15 protein-coding genes are annotated in these 18,323 nt (G+C 58.8%); 12 read left to right on the top strand and 3 right to left on the bottom strand.

Features of this window, described 5'->3' with window-relative positions:
• Window positions 1–109: 109 nt before the first annotated feature.
• Window positions 110–1,804 (top strand): aconitase X, encoded by a 1,695-nt coding sequence (locus QE453_RS08475; RefSeq protein WP_309776745.1) that lies wholly within the window; start codon window positions 110–112, stop codon window positions 1,802–1,804.
• Between the two features lie 10 nt (window positions 1,805–1,814).
• Window positions 1,815–2,843 (top strand): trans-3-hydroxy-L-proline dehydratase, encoded by a 1,029-nt coding sequence (locus QE453_RS08480; RefSeq protein WP_309776746.1) that lies wholly within the window; start codon window positions 1,815–1,817, stop codon window positions 2,841–2,843.
• A 215-nt stretch (window positions 2,844–3,058) separates the two neighbouring features.
• On the opposite strand, the gene QE453_RS08485 is transcribed toward QE453_RS08480, so the two are convergent.
• Window positions 3,059–4,081: a LacI family DNA-binding transcriptional regulator gene (locus tag QE453_RS08485; RefSeq protein WP_309776747.1), complete on the bottom strand. Its 1,023-nt coding sequence runs from the start codon at window positions 4,079–4,081 to the stop codon at window positions 3,059–3,061.
• Between the two features lie 172 nt (window positions 4,082–4,253).
• Window positions 4,254–4,574: a hypothetical protein gene (locus QE453_RS08490; RefSeq protein WP_006700306.1), complete on the bottom strand. Its 321-nt coding sequence runs from the start codon at window positions 4,572–4,574 to the stop codon at window positions 4,254–4,256.
• A gap of 295 nt (window positions 4,575–4,869) precedes the next feature.
• On the opposite strand from QE453_RS08490, the gene QE453_RS08495 reads away from it, so the two are divergent.
• The 7 genes from QE453_RS08495 (at window position 4,870) to QE453_RS08525 (ending at window position 12,694) form a co-directional block, all read left to right on the top strand.
• Window positions 4,870–5,673: a transporter substrate-binding domain-containing protein gene (locus QE453_RS08495; RefSeq protein WP_004444612.1), complete on the top strand. Its 804-nt coding sequence runs from the start codon at window positions 4,870–4,872 to the stop codon at window positions 5,671–5,673.
• Window positions 5,674–5,739: 66 nt separating this feature from the next.
• Window positions 5,740–6,444, top strand: a complete 705-nt coding sequence (locus QE453_RS08500) for an amino acid ABC transporter permease (protein ID WP_309776748.1) — start codon at window positions 5,740–5,742, stop codon at window positions 6,442–6,444.
• Window positions 6,441–7,100, top strand: coding sequence for an amino acid ABC transporter permease (locus QE453_RS08505; RefSeq protein WP_003521700.1), 660 nt, complete (start codon window positions 6,441–6,443; stop codon window positions 7,098–7,100). Before QE453_RS08500 ends, QE453_RS08505 begins: the two co-directional genes overlap by 4 nt.
• Window positions 7,081–7,812 carry an amino acid ABC transporter ATP-binding protein gene (locus tag QE453_RS08510; RefSeq protein WP_004444596.1) on the top strand — a complete coding sequence of 244 codons (732 nt, stop codon included), beginning with the start codon at window positions 7,081–7,083 and terminating at the stop codon, window positions 7,810–7,812. Before QE453_RS08505 ends, QE453_RS08510 begins: the two co-directional genes overlap by 20 nt.
• Before the next feature lie 23 nt (window positions 7,813–7,835).
• Window positions 7,836–8,771 (top strand): 2-hydroxyacid dehydrogenase, encoded by a 936-nt coding sequence (locus tag QE453_RS08515; RefSeq protein WP_309776749.1) that lies wholly within the window; start codon window positions 7,836–7,838, stop codon window positions 8,769–8,771.
• Between the two features lie 232 nt (window positions 8,772–9,003).
• On the top strand, window positions 9,004–11,178 hold the full coding sequence (locus QE453_RS08520) for an EAL domain-containing protein (RefSeq protein WP_309776938.1): 2,175 nt from the start codon (window positions 9,004–9,006) through the stop codon (window positions 11,176–11,178).
• 451 nt (window positions 11,179–11,629) lie between these two features.
• Window positions 11,630–12,694 carry a porin gene (locus tag QE453_RS08525; protein ID WP_309776750.1) on the top strand — a complete coding sequence of 355 codons (1,065 nt, stop codon included), beginning with the start codon at window positions 11,630–11,632 and terminating at the stop codon, window positions 12,692–12,694.
• Between the two features lie 189 nt (window positions 12,695–12,883).
• On the opposite strand, the gene QE453_RS08530 is transcribed toward QE453_RS08525, so the two are convergent.
• Window positions 12,884–14,419, bottom strand: coding sequence for an amidohydrolase family protein (locus QE453_RS08530; RefSeq protein ID WP_309776751.1), 1,536 nt, complete (start codon window positions 14,417–14,419; stop codon window positions 12,884–12,886).
• 160 nt (window positions 14,420–14,579) lie between these two features.
• On the opposite strand from QE453_RS08530, the gene QE453_RS08535 reads away from it, so the two are divergent.
• The 3 genes from QE453_RS08535 to QE453_RS08545 all read left to right on the top strand — a co-directional run bounded on the left by QE453_RS08535 (window position 14,580) and on the right by QE453_RS08545 (window position 18,321).
• Entirely contained in the window at window positions 14,580–16,145 is a 1,566-nt protein-coding gene (locus QE453_RS08535; RefSeq protein ID WP_309776752.1) for an ABC transporter substrate-binding protein, read from the top strand.
• Window positions 16,146–16,386: 241 nt separating this feature from the next.
• Entirely contained in the window at window positions 16,387–17,355 is a 969-nt protein-coding gene (locus tag QE453_RS08540; RefSeq protein ID WP_004444583.1) for an ABC transporter permease, read from the top strand.
• Between the two features lie 18 nt (window positions 17,356–17,373).
• Window positions 17,374–18,321 carry an ABC transporter permease gene (locus QE453_RS08545; RefSeq protein WP_111813774.1) on the top strand — a complete coding sequence of 316 codons (948 nt, stop codon included), beginning with the start codon at window positions 17,374–17,376 and terminating at the stop codon, window positions 18,319–18,321.
• Window positions 18,322–18,323 lie beyond the last annotated feature (2 nt).

An 18,323-nucleotide genomic window follows, 5' to 3' on the forward strand; every position in this document is an offset into this window, starting at 1 on the left:
GATTTCGGCTTTTCCCCGAAACGCAAAAATTCTCTAGCACTTTTTCACGCATTTACCGGGGCTCAAAGCGCGACGCGCTTATACTGGAGATGCCTTAGGGAGATTTTCGATGTCTTCTGCCGTTCCGCAAGCCCGCAGCATTCTTACCGGTGCGGCCGAAGGCCCCGTGATCGCCACGACGGAAGCGCTGAGTTTCTGGGGCGGTGTCGATCCCGCCACCGGCAGGGTGATCGACGTGCATCACCCGCTGCACGGCGTCAGTCTCACCGGCGGCGTGCTCTTTATGCCGACCAGCCGGGGCTCGTGCACCGGGTCTGGCGTTCTGCTCGACCTTATTCTAACGGGCCGGGCGCCATCCGCTCTCGTTTTCTGCGAGGCGGAGGATGTGCTGACCTTGGGCGCACTTGTCGCGGCGGAAATGTTCGAGCGGGCGCTGCCGGTCGTCCGTCTCGACCCCGAAAGTTTTGCCCGCTTTTCCCGCGCGGCCCATGTTCGCATCGATGAAAACAGCATCGAGGCCGATGGCCTTTCGCTTGCCATAGCGCATCCCGCGACTGCCCGTCTCGATCTCACGGGTGACGACCGCGCGATGCTGGAAGGGCGCGACGGCATCGCCGTGCGCCAGGCCATGCGCATCATCGTCGCCATGGCAGCCCAGCAGGGCGCTTCCGCGCTCGTTAATGTCACACAGGGCCATATTGACGGCTGCATCTATGCCAGCCCCGCCAATCTCACTTTCGCGGAAAAAATGGCTGAGATGGGTGGCGAGGTCCGGGTGCCGACGACCATGAACGCCATTTCGGTGGACAAGGCCAACTGGCGGGCACAGGGCGTGCCGGATGATTTCGGCGATCCGGCGGCAAGACTGGCGGATGCTTATGTGCGCATGGGCTGTCGGCCCACCTTCACCTGTTCGCCTTACCTGCTCGACAGCGCGCCGGGCGCGGGTGAATCGATTGCCTGGGCGGAATCGAACGCGGTGATTTTTGCCAATACGGTGCTTGGTGCACGCACTGCCAAACATCCTGATTTCCTCGATCTATGTATCGCGATGACGGGCAGGGCGCCGCTTTCGGGTGTTTACCTGGAGGAAAATCGCCGGCCGCAGCGCATCGTGGACGTGGTGCTGCCGCAAGGGATAGACGACGCGTTCTGGCCGCTCGTCGGTTATCTCGCCGGCAAGGCTGCCCCCGATTGCATACCGCTGCTGCGCGGGCTTGGGGCTGCGAAACCCTCGCGGGATGATTTGAAAGCGCTCTGCGCTGCCTTCGGCACCACCTCCGCAGCGCCCATGCTACATATCGAGGGCATTACGCCGGAAGCCGGCATCGCGCCTCTGGAAACGGCCGACACGGTCAGCATTTCGCTTGCCGATATGGCGGCCGGGTGGTCGCTGCTGAACGAGGGACCGGAGGAGGTGCAACTGGTCGCCATCGGTAGTCCCCACGCGTCGCTGGAGGAGTGCCGCGCCCTCGCGGCTGTTTTCGACGGTCGCAGGCGCCGTGCGGATGTCGCCGTCATCGTCACAGCCGGCCAGCAGGTCATCGATGCAGCTGCCCACGACGGCACGTTGAAAAGCCTGAAGGATAGCGGTGTACAGGTACTGCCTGACCTCTGCTGGTGTTCTATTTCCGAGCCGGTCTTCCCGACGAAGACGCGCGCCTTGATGACCAACTCCGGCAAATACGCCCATTACGGACCCGGCCTAAGCGGCCGCGCGGTGCGCTTCGGCAGCCTTGCCGATTGCGTCGAGAGCGCGTTGACCGGCCGTGCCGCTTCCCGTCGTCCCGCCTGGCTTTCCTGAGGAGAATTCAATGCGCAGTATAAAGACCGTTCATGTCATTTCCGCCCATGCGGAAGGCGAGGTGGGGGATGTGATTGTCGGTGGTGTCAAGCCGCCACCAGGCGAAACGATCTGGGAACAGAGCCGTTTCATCGCCCGTGACGAGACGCTTCGCAACTTCGTGCTGAATGAGCCGCGCGGCGGCGTATTCCGCCACGTCAATCTGCTGGTTCCGCCGAAACATCCTGATGCGGATGCCGCCTTCATCATCATGGAGCCGGAGGATACGCCGCCCATGTCCGGCTCTAACTCCATCTGTGTGTCCACCGTCCTTCTCGATGGCGGTATCGTGCCGATGCAGGAGCCGGAAACCCATATGCTGCTGGAAGCTCCCGGCGGGCTGGTGAAGGTGCGTGCCGAATGCCGCAACGGCAAGGCCGAGCGTATTTTCGTGCAGAACCTGCCAAGCTTCGCCGCGAAGCTTGATGCCGAACTCGAGGTCGAAGGCCTTGGAAAGCTCAAAGTGGACACGGCCTACGGCGGCGACAGTTTCGTCATTGTCGATGCCGAAGCAATGGGTTTCAGCCTTAAACCGGAAGAGGCGCACGAGATTGCCCGCCTCGGCGTGCGCATCACCAACGCCGCCAACAAGACTCTGGGTTTCGATCATCCCGAAAACCCGGACTGGCGGCATTTTTCCTTCTGCCTGTTCGCCGGCAAGGTGGAACGCACGGCCGAAGGCCTGCGGGCAGGGGCGGCCGTCGCCATCCAGCCGGGCAAGGTGGACCGCTCCCCCACCGGCACGGCGCTTTCGGCCCGTATGGCCGTGCTGCATGCACGCGGCGAAATGAAGGAAGGGGAAACGTTGACGGCGGTGTCGCTGATCGGCTCGACCTTCACCGGCCGTATCCTCGGGACCACAACAGTCGGCGACCGCCCGGCCATCCTGCCGGAAATATCCGGCTGCGGCTGGATCACCGGAATACACCAGCACATGCTCGATCCGTCGGATCCATGGCCGGAAGGGTATCGTCTGACGGATACCTGGGGTGCGAGGTAAGGGCGTTACAGGTCACTCAGGTGGAATGGTGAGTACGCCACAGCGGTGCGGCATATTTCTTCTCCCCCGCGGCGGAGAAGGTGGCCCGAAGGGTCGGATGAGGGGGCAACTCCGCGAGAGACGGAGAGCTTGCCCCCTCATCCCGCTGCCGCGGACTTCTCCCCGGCGGGGAGAAGAAAGAAGCGGTACCCGCTCGTTCCAACAGCGCTAAAGCTTCACCGACCCAACCGCTTCGTCGTCTCCCGCACGATAAGCTCGAAGCCGACATCCACCCGCGCACCCTCGGGAACAGCGGCATCCTTTTCTGCCTCCAATATCGAAAGCAGCAACTCGCCCGCCTTGCGGCCGATCATCTGCGCGTCGACCCGTATCGTTGAAATCGCCGGATAGCATTGTCTGCCAATGTCAAAATCACCGAAGCCGAGAATGGAAATCTGATCTGGTACATGAATGCCGCGGCGATGACATTCCATCAGCGCACCGACAGCGGAAATATCCGACACGGCGAAGATGGCTTCGACATCGGGCGCCTTGGCCAACAGGGAGCCCAGCGTTTTCGCGCCGTGATCGTATGAGACCGGCGCGCTGCCCTCGCGGATGATGAGATCATCGGCGATGCCGGCTTCGCGCAGCGCCGCCCCGAAACCGAGCAGGCGGCTTTCGCCGCGCCAGTCCTTAACGTCGCCATCGGCTCGGGAGCCAAGTGCGCCTATGCGCGTGAATCCAAGCGATATCAGGTGTTTGGCGGCGGTTCTTCCCACTTCGTAATTGGAGAAACCGACCGCATGGTCGATCGGATGTTCGGGTACGTCCCATATTTCAACGATCGGGATACCGGCGCGCATCAACACTTCGCTAGCCAACTTGGTATGAACCGTGCCAGCGACGACAATCGCGTCGGGACGGCGCTCCATCATGGTGCGGATGACGCGCTCTTCTTCCTGCAGGTCGTACATGGTGTAACCGATCAGCAATTGGTAATCGGCGGCGCGTAGCGCATTGGCGAGGCCTTGAGCGCTGTCGGCGAAGTTTGAGTTGGTGAGAGTCGGCAGGATGGCGGTGATGAAATTGGTGCGGCGAGAGGAAAGCGAACCGGCGATTCGGTCAGGCACATAACCAAGCTTCTCGATGGCCTTCATCACCCTCTGGCGCGTCTCCTCGGACACCAGAGCGGGATCGGCCAGCACCCGCGAGACGGTCATCTTGGAGACGCCCGCAAGTTTTGAAACGTCGCTCATGGTTGCTTTTTTTGACGTGACTAACGCTGCGGCCAAAGGCGTGCGCTCCACCAAAGCATGTCTCCCCAGTTACAATCCGGCTGAATGAAGACCGGTTCACGACAAGACATACACGAAGATACCAAGGGAAAGCACGCCGTATGATTGCAGATCAATGCGACGTGCACCGGATTTATGCGACGCGGCTATAGACCAGATGGTAGAATCGCCCGTCACACATGCTCATCATCTCATCCGTCAGTACCCGGCCTTCCAGCCGGACCGGCGAGACCAGCGCTTCCTCCACGGCCTCCATCGACGGATAGTCGATTTCCTGCACCATGATGATCTGGGCCGCGTCCGGGTCCGTGCGCTCCGTACGCATCACTCGCACCGCCTGCGCATTCGGCATGCGCTTCCAGACAGGCAGTAATTTTTCCTCGACGATGCGAAAAAACTCCTCCTCCCGGCCTGCGTGAATCCTGCCTTCGAAAATTGCCGAGCGTGTGTACATGTTTCCTCCCGAAATGAATGCCGACCGAAACAGTTCTGTAGATCGGACTTGCAATGATACCGATAACATGCATTATTGATCCTGCCAAGAACGTGAAGCGGCGTCGAAGAGAGGAAAATCGAAAATCATAATAACCTATTGAATTTCGTGAGAAATTCATCTGGTTTTGTGTTTTCACAGTTTCTTGGGAGGAGTTTTCAGTCAAGCGCCTAGAAATGTTATCGAGAACATTTTTCGGTTTGCGAAGGCCGCTGTTCTGCGTTGGGCAGCTATTATTTGGGTTGGAGGAGAAACCATGAGCATATCCAGATTTCTGAAAAACATGACCGTTGCTGTTGGCGTTGCCGCAGCTTCGCTTGCGGCTACAACGTCGGCCCATGCTGTCTCGCTCAGCGAGATCACGGCGCGCGGCAAGGTCAAGATCGGTGTTCTCACGGGCGCGCCGCCGATGGGCATGGTGGATGAAAAGGGCAACCCTTCCGGTTATGACGTCGATGTCGCCAATCTTATCGGTTCCTACCTGTCGCTGCCGGTGGAACTGGTGCCGCTGACGCCTCCAGCGCGTATTCCGGCCCTTCAGACCGGCAAGGTCGATTTCCTCGTTGCGACGCTCGCGCCGACCGGTGAACGCGCCAAGACTGTGATGTTCACGCAGCCATACAGCGCCTTCAACATGGATATCATCTCCGGCAAGGACCAGAAATTCGAAAATCTCGACAGCCTCAAGGGCAAGCGCGTGTCGGTCAACCGCGGTTCCTCACAGGAAACCGCACTGCGCAAGGCCAACGTCGAAGGTCTCGAAATCGTCGTTTACGAAGACGATTCCACCAGCGCCCAAGCTTTGCTTGCGGGTCAGGTGGATGCCGTCGCCCTGCCGTCCACGGTTGGTGAAGCAATCATCAAGCAGCGCCCGGAAGCCGGTCTGCAGGTCGGGTTCACCTTCTTCCAGCAGGGCAATTCCATGGCGACCAAGCTTGAGGATTTCGAGCTGCGCCAGTGGCTGAACACCTCCATTTACCTGATGAAGATGTCCGGCGATCTTGACCGCATCTCGGTCAAGTGGACCGGTCGCCCGCTGCCGCAATTGCCAAGCTTCTGATTGAGCCTTTCAACGCGCCCGCCGGGAATACGTTCGGCGGGCCGGGAAATGTCAACGGAGTGACGCATGTCCTATACATTCCAATTCGGCGCGCTCGCCCAATATCAGAATGAAATTCTGAACGGCATATGGCTGACGATCAAACTGTCGGTCCTCTCCATCGTGCTCGGCTGCGCTTTCGGCATTCTTCTCGCTTCATTGCGCTCCATCAATGGTGGCATCGTCCGCATCATCGTGGATGCTTATGTCGAAGTCATCCGCAACACGCCGTTCCTCGTGCAGCTGTTCATCGTCTATTTCGGCCTGCCAGGTCTCGGCTTTCGCGTCGGGGCGGATACGGCGGCGCTGATCGGCATGACGATCAATCTTGCCGCCTATTCGACGGAGATCATCCGCGCCGGCATCGAGGCGGTGCACAAGTCGCAGATCGAGGCGGGTGAGGCTCTGGGCTTCACCAAGTACCAGGTTTATCGTCACGTCATTATCGTGCCCGCCATTGCCAAGGTCTATCCATCCCTCTGCAGCCAGTTCGTGCTGATGATGCTGGCATCGAGCATATGCTCGGCCATCTCCACCCATGAGCTTGCCGCCGCTGCAGCCTTCGTGGAATCGCAGACCTATCGCTCCTTCGAGGTCTATATCGTCGTCACGCTCATCTATCTGGTGCTGGCGCTCAGCCTGCGGCTCATCCTTGCCCTCGTCGGCATGTGGCTGTTCGGTCGCCGCGTGGCCCGCAAGACGATGACCGCTTTGCCGGAGGTGCAGTCATGACCCTTAGAACTTTCGGCTGGAACGAATTCGGCTTCCTGCTGACCGCCCTGCAATGGACCGTGCTTCTGACGATCATTGCGCTAATCGGCGGCGGTATCGTCGGCTTCTTCGTGGCGCTCGCCCGCACCTCGAATTTCAAGGCGCTGCGCATTGCCGCCGGCACCTACATTCAGGTGATCCAGGGCATTCCGGTGCTGATGATCCTGTTCCTGTCCTATTACGGCCTCAGCCTTGCCGGGCTGGAACTGCCGCCGCTTTTTGCCGCCGGCGCCTCGATGACGATCTATACATCAGGTTATCTCGCGGAAATCTGGCGCGGTTGCATCCAGGCGGTGCCGAAACAGCAATGGGAAGCGTCGGAGTCGCTCGCTCTCACCCGCGCCCAGCAATATCGCTACGTCATCCTGCCGCAGGCGATCCGAATTTCGCTACCGCCGACCGTCGGTTTTGCCGTCCAGGTCGTCAAGAACACGTCCATCGCATCGATCATCGGTTTCGTCGAACTGGCGAGAGCGGGGCAGCTCATCAACAATGCCACGTTCCAGCCATTCCGCGTCTTCGTGGCGGTGGCCGTACTTTATTTCATCGTCTGCTACCCGTTATCCCAGCTGTCGCGTTGGCTGGAAAGGAGGCTTCATGCCGGAAGTAATCGTTGAAAACGTTCACAAGAGCTTTGGCGCTCTGGAAGTCCTCAAAGGCGTGTCGCTGACGGTCGGCCGTGGTGAAGTGTTCGCCCTCATCGGCCGCTCGGGCTCGGGCAAGAGCACGCTGCTGCGCTGCATGAACGGGCTGGAAAAGATCAATTCCGGGCGCATCGAAATCGCTGGTCATGCGATTGGTGAAGACGCCAAGGCCCTGCGGAAGCTGCGCACCGATGTCGGCATCGTGTTTCAGAGCTATAATCTGTTCCCGCATCTGACGGTCGGCGAAAACATCATGCTTGCGCCGCGCATCGTCAAGGACGTGGCAAAATCGGAAACCAAGGATATCGCCCGTGAGGTTCTGCAGCTCGTCGGTCTTTCGGAGAAATTCGATTCCTATCCGGACCAGCTGTCCGGCGGCCAGCAGCAGCGTGTGGCGATTGCGCGCTCGCTTGCCATGCGGCCGAAGGTAATGCTGTTCGACGAGGTGACGTCTGCGCTCGATCCGGAACTCACCGAAGAAGTGCTGACTGTCATGGAAAACCTCGCCAGAGACGGCATGACCATGATCCTGGTGACGCATGAGATGGCCTTTGCGCGGCGTGTAGCGACCGAAACGATCTTCATGCACAAGGGCAAGATCTGGGAGCAGGGTCGCTCGTCCGAACTCTTCGCCAATCCGCAAACGCCGGAACTCCGGCAATTCGTCAAGGCCGATGTGAAGTAGTTCACCGGCACAAAGGAAAATCCATGACCACTGAAATCGTGCAGCTGTGCCCCCTCATCCCGGCACTGGAGGAAGAACTTGCGCAGCGCTTCACCGTGCATCGCCTGTTCGAAGTGTCAGACAGGGCCGCTTTCCTTGCTGAAAAAGGCGGCGCGATCCGCGGCGTCGTCACCGGCGGTCATATCGGCCTGCCGGCTGATATTGGTGCAGCGTTACCAAAACTTGAAATTGTTGCCATCAACGGCGTCGGCTTCGACAAGGTTGATCTGGCTGAAGCGAAGCGGCGCGGCTTTCGTGTTTCCAATACGCCTGACGTGTTGACGGCCGATGTCGCGGATCTTGCTCTGGGCCTTATTCTGGCGCAGGCGCGCAGGCTGCCGCAGGCAGACCAATATGTCCGCACCGGGCAATGGCTGAAGGGCGACATGGGCCTTTCCACCCGCGTGGCCGGTCGTCGCTATGGCATATTCGGTTTCGGCCGCATCGGTCAGGCGATTGCCAGGAGGCTCGAAGGTTTCGATGCGCATATCTCCTACACCGCGAGAAATCGTCGCGATGTCGCCTATGATTATTATGACAGCATCGAAGCTCTGGCCGCTAATTGTGACGTGCTGATCATCGCCGCAGCGGCCACCGCCGAAACGCGTCATATCGTCAGTGCCGCGGTTCTGAACGCGCTTGGCCCGCAGGGTGTGCTTGTCAACGTGGCTCGCGGCTCGTTGGTGGATGAGAAGGCGCTCATTGAGGCACTTTCGAATGGCGTGATCGCAGGTGCTGCGCTTGATGTCTTCGAGGATGAACCGCGTGTGCCGGAAGCGCTGTTTGCTTTCGAAACCGTCACGCTCGCCCCACATATCGGCAGCGGCACGCATCAGACGCGACGGGCCATGGCAGACCTCGTTCTTGCCAATCTCGATGCGCATTTCGCCGGCAGGGAGCTGCCGACGCCGGTGGTGTGACGGGGCCTTGCTGGATGCCAGCATTCTGGCGGCGCGGCTTCTATCCGCGCCGTTTTCCCTGAGACAGGCGCTATTTCATCGCTGCAAGCGTACAGACGGCCACCGGCCACCCTATCTCCGCCCCTCGTTCATATTTATAATAATATGTATAATCCTACTATTCTGCTCTCTTATAAAGTGATGAGGCGGATAGGTGCGTTCCAAGGGCCCGAAGACACCCGTGCAGAACCGGATATCGCGAAAAAAGCGCGAAACAGGGCCATCTGCCTCTACCCCAACAGATGAAAATAGTACTCCATCCGACCGGCATGTGTTGTTGGAAGCGATGATCGACCACGTGCCGGATTTTATCTATGCCAAGGATCTGGAAGGTCGTTTCCTGTTTGCGAACCGCGCAATCGTCAAGGAAAATGGTTTTGACACGGTGGAGGAGCTGATTGGCCTCACCGATTACGATATTCACGGCGAAGCAGCACGGCGGGCGGGCATTCCCGACACCGAGGCACGGGTGATGCGCACGGGAGAACCGGATCTCGGTTATGAAGAGCGGGCCATGCGCGGCGATATCGACCGCTGGCTGATGATGTCGCGCGTGCCGCTGCGGGACAAGTCCGGCAACATCATCGGGGTGGTCGGCGCTTCTAGGGACATAACCCAGAAAAAGGCTTCCGAAAGGCTGCTGCAGACGCAGGCGCGCATTCTCGAAATGATTGTCGCGGCGGCGCGTATCGAGGATTTCCTAGAGGAATTCGTCAAGGCGATTGAAAATCTCGCCACGGGGCTTGCCTGTGCCGTACGGGTGTTCGACGCCGCTACGGGTGAACCTTCGGTTTATGCATCGCCGGCACTCGCTCCGCATGCGGGGCTGACGGCGCTGATTTCCTCGGTCAGCGATCCTGACATCATCACTTCCCCTGCCGATAACACGGCCTTCAGCTTCGATATTCCCGCCAGCGACGGCAAGGCGCACGGTTTTGTCTGGTGCATGCTCGCGACCCGCCAGCCAGACCCGGCACTGGTGGAATTTATCGGTGCGGCTGCACGCATGGCGGGGCTCGCGATCGACCGCAAACGCGCGGCCGAACATATCGCCTTTCTGGCCGATCACGACATGCTGACCCGGCTCCCCAATCGCCGTTTTCTCGATACACGACTGCCGGAAGTTCTTGCGGCCGCGGCAAAAGCCAGGCGGACGATCGCCGTCTGCTTTCTCGACCTCGACAATTTCAAGCAGATCAACGACACGCTGGGCCACAGCGTCGGCGATGCGCTGCTTTCGAAGACGGCGGCGCGCATTGCAGGGAGCCTGGGTCGAAACGATCTCGTGTTGCGGGTGGGTGGGGATGAGTTCGTCGTCATTCTGCAGAAGCAGCGTGACGGTTTCGAAAACCGGCTTCGGGGCATCCAGGCTGCGGTCTCACAGCCGCTGCGCATCGGCAATTATGATATCAAGGCGACATCCAGCATCGGCGTGGCGTTTTTTCCGGAACATGGGGAAACCACGGCGGAGATCGTCGCCGCTGCCGATCTTGCCATGTATCAGGCGAAACATAATGGTCGGGACCGTATCGCCACCTTCTCGCCGCGCATGGCAGAGGATTTGAGAAAGAAGGTCACGCGTATCGAGGAATTGCGCAGGGCCGTGGAACGGGATGAATTCATCCTGCATTTCCAGCCGCAGGTTGATCTACTTACCGGCGGCATCAGTGGGGTGGAGGCGCTGGTGCGCTGGCAGCACCCGGCGGAGGGACTGCTTGGGCCTGCGGAATTCATCGGCCTTGCGGAAGAAACCGGCCTCATCGTGGAGCTTGGGGAGAGCATTCTGAAAAAAGCGTGCCGCCAGGCGCGAGACTGGATGGCTGCCGGATTGGCGCCTGTCAAAATGGCGGTCAATATCTCCCCCCGCCAGTTTCAGGCCGGCCTGGCGGACCAGATCAATTCGGTGCTGAAGGAAACCGGCCTTGCACCTTCGCTGCTCGAAATCGAGATTACCGAGACGCTCATCATTCAGGATGTCGACACGTCAGTGCGCATCATGCGCGCCATCAAACAGATGGGCGTCAGCCTGGCGCTGGATGACTTCGGCATCGGCTATTCCTGTCTTGGCATGCTCAAGACATTCCCTCTTTCGTGCATGAAGATCGACCGCTCGTTCCTCACGCATCTGCCGGCAAAAACCAAAGACAGCGCCATTGTTTCGATCATGATCCAGCTTGCCGGTTCACTGGGCATCGATGTCATTGCCGAAGGCGTGGAGACGGCCGAGCAGGCTGACTTTCTGCGCGCTGCCGGTTGTCCCTACGGGCAAGGTTATTATTTCGGCCGCCCCGTGGCGGCTGGCGAGATCGAGGGCATGCTGAAGGCGATGTCCACATTTGCAACCGGTTCTTCCAGCCAACCGCTGTAAGCGCCGTTCCACCGCCCGCCGCGTTATCTGAACGGAATCGAGGCACCACGCGCGAGTTTCGGGTCAGGTATCGCCGCCTCGCGCACTCACTGCACCAGCCTCGGCCATTGTCACATCACCGTTGTTATTCAAGGTGAGCTGTTGGCTCCTGCCGCAGCGATATTGTTACTAGTTTCGTTATATTAGAATGTTACCGTAGATTAAATATCCAATAAAACATATTCTCCCAGTGTATATAAGTGTATTTTTATATTTTAAACTTTATACTTGTTGTAATTTTACTACGTAATATGATTGCGTCATCGTGTTGTATTTTAAATCCGGAGATTTGAATTGCGACTCCCCCGCGATTTCTGTCATTTGCTGATCAGCGCAGGGAAGCGGGCGGCAGGGAAAAGACCAGCCCACAAATTTGCGCATTCGTTGAAAAATTTTTGACTGGAGATTACAAATGAACATCAAGAGCCTTTTGATCGGCTCCGCTGCGGCTCTCGCAGCAGTATCCGGCGCACAGGCCGCTGACGCCATCGTCGCTGCCGAGCCGGAGCCCATGGAATATGTTCGTGTCTGCGATGCTTTCGGCACCGGCTTCTTTTACATCCCCGGCACCGAAACCTGCCTGAAGTTCGACGGTTACGTTCGTTTCCAGACGGACTTCGGTCGTAACCAGTCCGGTACATCTGACTGGGACTCTTTTACCCGCGCCCAGTTCAACATTGACACCCGCACCGACACCGAACTCGGCGCTCTGCGTGGCTACATCGGTCTGCGCGGTCAGGCCGATAACGATACTGACCGCAACTTCGTTCTTGATCAGGCTTTCATCGAACTCAGCGGCCTGAAAGTCGGTTTCTACTACAACTGGTGGGACGACGGTCTCTCCGGTGAGTATGACCAGCTCAGCTCCAACCGCACCCGTCTGAACGCTATCCGTTACACCTACGACGCCGGCTCATTCTACGTCGGTGTCGTTGTTGAAGAGCTCGAAGGTTCGCGTAAGGGCACTTCCGAACTCGGCGTTACGAAGGGCGGGAAGTTCCAGACCAACACGAACGATGTTGGCATCAGCGCCATCATCGGCGCAAAGATCGGCGGCGTTAAGGCCAACCTGCTCGGCGGTTACGACACGAACCAGGAAAACGGTGCAATCCGCGCAATCATCACGGCTGACATCGGTCCCGGCACGCTCGGCATCTCCGGTGCTTGGGCTTCCGGCGCCAACTACTACTACGAATTGTCCGAGTGGACTGTTGCTGCTGAATACGCCATCAAGGCAACTGACAAGCTGACCATCACCCCCGGCTTCCAGTATTTCGGCACGATCGACATCGGCGCTAACAACGACTTCGTTGGCAGCCGCGATGCATGGCGCGCTGGCGTCGCTGCTGGTTACAAGATCACCTCTGGTCTCTCCACCAAGGTTGCGGTCACCTATCAGGACGTCGATGGCAAGAAGGGCGTAAACGGTGGTGGCGACAGCTGGACCGGTTTCGTTCGTCTCGAGCGTTCGTTCTAACAGAGGCTGACAAAAAGCATAACTGGGTTAGACAACTCAGATCCACCCCGTTTCTTGAACGGGTGAGTGCTAGCTCCAGTCAAAGTTCCTGACATGATGTCGGGTTTGCTCCCCGGTCCTCTCCTGGCCGGGGAGTCTTTGTCGTGATGTTGGCAAGAAGTGCCAGGGGACGTTGCCGACCCCAGTCGATTATTGATCCCGCGTCGATTTGTGATCCTGAACAGGCTCTTTGTCGGCGGCGCGGAATCTCGCATCCGCTGGCGGACGGGGAGGGAGCACGGGTTCGTCGAACGTGCGCAGCAGGCAGCCCCAGCCCGGATCGTGCATGTGTGCTTTCAGACCCGCTCGTTCTGCCAGTGCCATGGCTTCCTGTTGGCCGAAGGTAATGGCGGCGTCTACATCCGATGTCAGTACCCGGCCATTTTCCATCAGCAATCTACCGTCTACAAAGACGGTATCGACATCGCTGCCAAGAACCTGATGGACCAGACGGTGGACCGGCATCCACATTGGCATGAGATGCGGCTTCCGCATGTCGATGATGACGACGTCAGCCTTCTTGCCGATCTCGAGCGAACCGATCTCGTCCTCCATGCCGATAGCGTGGGCGGCATCGATCGTGATCATCTCTAAGATCTTGCCCGGCGGAAGCAGGTAGCGGTCGTGATTGTGCAGGAGATGTTGCGTAAATTGTGCCAGGCGCGCCGTCTGCAACATGTCGAAATGGCGGCTTGGAGCTGCGCCATCGGTGGTGATGGCGACACGAATCCCTTTTGACATCATTTCCATGATGGGAGTTGCGCGGCCCGGCGGCGCATGGGTCACGCGTGTGCCGGTCTCGGCCAGTATGTCTATTTCGTCGTGGGAGATACCCCAGCAATGCTGAAGGTGAATGTCAGGGCCAAGCAGGGCATTTTCCTTGTCCTGAAACGCCATGCGGATTTGCCCGGCAAAGGCGTCGGAATGAAGCCTGACACCGGTCTTGCGCGCCATCTCGCGTATCCGGCGGGCCTGCATTCTGTCACCCTCTGTCAGTTTCACTGCCTGGTCCGGCGTAGATGCATTGGAGGGTTCGACCGACGGTGCGATGGTGAAAGGCGTCAGGAAAACGCTGATGCGGCCATCGGCGCTGCCGTGCAATGCTTCGATCACCGCTTCGCTGCCATCCATCATCTCGTCGAAGCTAACGTCGCGACGTTCCGGTAGACCGCTCTCCCACCGTGTGACCGGATGAGGCCATGGGAGGCCTGACGGCCCGACGCAGATGATTTCGCGAAGGCCGAGTTCGCTATAGGCGCGGGCGTGGTTGATGGCGAAGACGGGGTCATCCGCGCGTGGCATCGAAGTGATGATGCTGGCCCCGGTCGTCACCCCGGCGCGCAGCCGTTCAATGCCGGAAATCAGCCCGTCGGCATACCAGTAGTCGCGGGTGACGTAGTGGTAATAGGTCGGCGTGATGATTTTCATCCACATCGCATTGGTGTCCGCTGCGATGCTGCGAAGAAGGGCGTGGCCCGCGTGGCCATGGGCATCGATCAGGCCAGGAATGAGAAGCTTTCCCCTGCAGTCGATAACCGCCTTATCACTGTGGCGGGGGTCAAGTTCATCCACAGTGCCGATGTCGACAATCCTGTCGCCTTCTATCGCCAGTGCGCCGTTCTCAATAATACGCCGCTCCTTGTCGACCGTAACGATCGTTCCGTGCCGCAGCAGAAAGCCTGTCATATTCTCTCCTCCCTCGCTTAAACTCGTATTCAAAAACTTGCGATTTTGAGTACGATAATTGTCAACAATATTATTGACAATAAGCCTCGGCGAAACAATACTCCTTCTGCCTGACCGGACCCGTGCCGGTTTCCAACGATCAATAAAAAGGGGGGATCAAATGTCCCGTATCAGAAGTTTTGTCCTGGCTGCCATGGCTGCTGCCGCCATTGCCGTTCCCGCCAGCGCGGAGACCCTTCGCTGGGGCGGTCGCGCCGATCTCTATTCGCTCGATCCCTATTCGGTCCCGTCCACATCCAACCTCGCTTTTCTCAATCATATCTACGAGGGTCTCGTCCGCTACGGACCGGACTTCCAGATCGAGCCGGCACTCGCCACCGAGTGGAAGCTGATTGATGGAGAGACCTGGCGCTTTACCCTTCGCAAGGGCGTGAAATTTCATGACGGCGCAGACTTCACCGCCGATGATGTCGTCGCATCCTTCACGCGCGCTTCGGACGCGACGTCGCCGCTGCGGGGCAATATCCCGATTTACGCTGGCGTCAAAAAAGTTGACGACTACACGGTGGACCTCGATGTCAACGCACCGACTTCTCTCTTTCTGAACGACATAACCAATATCTTCATTTTTAACGCCAAGTGGTTGAAAGATAACAATAGCGAGAAGCCTACCGACTTCGCGTCGAAGGTCGATGGCTACACCACCATGCACACCAATGGCACAGGCCCGTTCAGGCTCGAAAGCCGCGTTCCCGACAGCAAGACTGTTCTCGTTGCCAATGAAGGCTGGTGGGACCAGAAGAAGCACAATCTCGACCGCATCGAATTCGTGCCGATCGCATCTGCGGCAACACGCGTCGCGGCACTGCTGTCAGGTGAAATCGACCTGATCGACTCCGCCCCGATCCAGGATTTGCCGCGCCTGGAATCCTCGCCCAATATCACGGTCAAGAAGCGCACCGAGCTTCGCACGCTTTTCATTGGCTTCAACCGCCGCGAAAAACTGGAAAACGGTCAGCCAAACCCCTTTAATGATCTGCGCGTCCGTCAGGCCTTCGAAGCCTCCATCGATCGTGACCTGATCAACAAAAAAGTCATGCGTGGTCTTGCAAGACCATCCGGCTCGCTGATCGCACCTGAGATCGCTGGTTATGCCAAATCGCTCGACACGTTCGAGCCGGCCGATCCGGCCAAGGCGCAGAAGCTGCTCGCCGATGCGGGCATGAAGAACCTTGCCTTCACCTATACCTGCATGAATGACGAGAGCGTCAACGAAGAGGATATCTGCTCGGGCGTTGCCAACATGTTGAAGCGCGGCGGTTTCCAGCCTACCATCGATATTGCGCCACGTTCCGTGCAGTCACCCAAGCGTAATGGCGGCAAGGCTGACGTCTTCAACCTCAGCTGGGCAAACGAGCCGACTCTTGACGCCTTCTCGATGCTGTCGCAGATCCTCTCGACCCGCAAGGGCGCGATGGGCGTCTCCAACTATGGCGGCTGGTCCAATCCCGAGATCGACAAGCTTGTTGCGCAGGCGGCGCAGGAGCAGGACAATACGAAGCGTCTGGCGCTCGAAGAAGCTGCCCTGAAAATCGCCAAGGACGAGACCATGCTCGTTCCGCTGCATCAGCAGCCGATTGCGTGGGCTATGCTGGCCAAGGTCAAAAGCGTCGACTTCCGCGCCGACAACAAGCCACGCCATTGGCTGACCCAGCTCGACAAATAAGGCGGACAGCAAGCGAGGCGCCGGTCACTGGACCGAGCGCCTCACCTGTTTCAGCAGATATTCGAGCACGCGCCAGTTCATTTGACTGGATGTGAAGCTGAACGAAACCGTGTCAAAAATTGTCGACAAAGTTGCACTGTGTTCGTGGTTCCTACACGCCGCGTAACCTTTGCCCATCTCTGGAAGAGAATGATCGAACCTGAAAGCCTACGCGGCTCAGGCTCGCGTCCGAGAGGTAACAATGCTGGTATTCATCATCAAGCGTTTGGGAAATGCCGTGCTGGTCATGCTTTCCGTTGCGCTTATCGCCTTTCTCATCTTTCGGCTGGCGGGTGATCCCGTCGAGCTGATGGTCGGCGAACAGACGTCGCAGGAGGATCGTGCAGCCCTGCGTGAGAGGCTCGGCCTCAATGACAGCCTGCCGACCCAATATCTGCGGTTCGTCAAAGACGCGGCGGAGGGCAATTTCGGCGTTTCCTACCGCAACGGCCAGCAGGTGCTGCCGCTGATCGCGGAAAGGTTCCCCGCGACCCTTGAGCTGGTGCTGGTTGCCACCGTCATCTCTCTGGTCGTCGGCCTGCCTCTGGGTGTTCTGACGGCGATCCGGCGCGGGAAGTGGTACACGGAAGGTCTGCAGTTCCTGTCGATCGTCGGGGTTTCCCTGCCAAGCTTCGTTGTCGGCATTCTTCTCATTCTTGTCTTTTCCGTTTCCCTCGGCTGGGCACCGGCCTTTGGCCGTGGCGATGTCGTTCAGCTCGGCTGGTGGTCAACCGGGCTTTTGACCTCGTCCGGGCGTGCTGCGCTCATTCTTCCGGCTATCGCGCTTTCGCTTTATCAGATCACCCTCGTCATGCGTCTGGTGCGGGCTGAAATGCTTGAAGTTCTGCGGTCCGATTTCGTGAAGTTCGCACGGGCACGTGGCATTCCGCGCTGGCGGATCTACTTCCGTCATGCGCTGCGCAACTGTCTGATGCCGGTGGTGACATTGACGACGATGAATGTGGGTTCCCTCATCGCCTTCGCGCTCATCACGGAAACGGTGTTTCAGTGGCCGGGCATGGGCATGCTGTTCATTCAGGCGGTTACCTTCCTCGATATCCCCGTCATGGCGGCCTATCTCTGCATCATCTCCTTCATCTTCGTTGTCCTCAACACGTTCGTCGATATCGCCTATGCGGTCATCGATCCGCGTCTGCGCACCGCGCGCTAACCGAAGGGAGCCAGTTTCATGACAGACCTTTCGCAAACGGAAAAACCCGCCCGTCGGTCACTTTTCAGCCGCATGCGCGATAGCGATCTCTACTGGTCGTTCAGCCGCAGCAAGTCGGCCAAGATCAGCGCGCTCATTCTCGCAATCCTGATCCTCGCAGCTGTCTTCGCGCCGTGGATTGCGCCCCAGAATCCCTATGACGGTGCATCGCTGGACATGTGGAAGGCCGAGCTTCCGCCGATCTGGCAGGAGGGTGGCGAATGGCCGTTTCTGCTTGGAACAGATACGCAGGGACGCGACATGCTCTCGGCCATTCTCTACGGCACACGCATCTCCATCGTCATCGGTGTCGCCTCCGTGCTGCTTTCGCTCGTCATCGGCATGACGGCAGGTCTGGTGGCGGGGTACTTCGGCGGTTTTGCCGATGGCCTCCTGATGCGCATCGGTGACATCACGCTCTCGATCCCGACCATTCTGGTTGCCATCCTCGTGTCGACAGTCGTGCGGCAAATGCTGCCGGACAATCTGCGTGAGGTCGGTGCATCCGCCGTGCTCATTCTCGCCATCGCGCTTTCCGCCTGGGTGCAATATGCGCGAACGGTCCGTGCACAGGCGATTGTGGAAACCGGCAAGGACTATGTTCAGGCCGCTAAGCTGATCGGCGTGCCCGCCCGCCGCATCATGGCGGCGCATATCCTGCCCAATACGTTAACGCCGATCATGGTTGCCGCCACGCTGAATTTCGGCATGGCGATCCTGACGGAAGCGACGCTGTCCTTCCTTGGCATTGGCATGCCACCAAGCCAGCCGTCGCTCGGCACGCTGATCCGTATCGGCAACCAGTTTCTGTTCTCCGGCTCCTGGTGGATCGTGCTGTTCCCTGTCTTCCAACTCTGCCTGCTCGTCGTCACCGTCAACCTTCTGGGTGACTGGCTGCGCGATGCGCTCAATCCGAAACTGAGGTGAGC

The organism is Agrobacterium sp. SORGH_AS_0440, assembly GCF_031453135.1.
GTDB classification, from domain to species: domain Bacteria; phylum Pseudomonadota; class Alphaproteobacteria; order Rhizobiales; family Rhizobiaceae; genus Agrobacterium; species Agrobacterium pusense.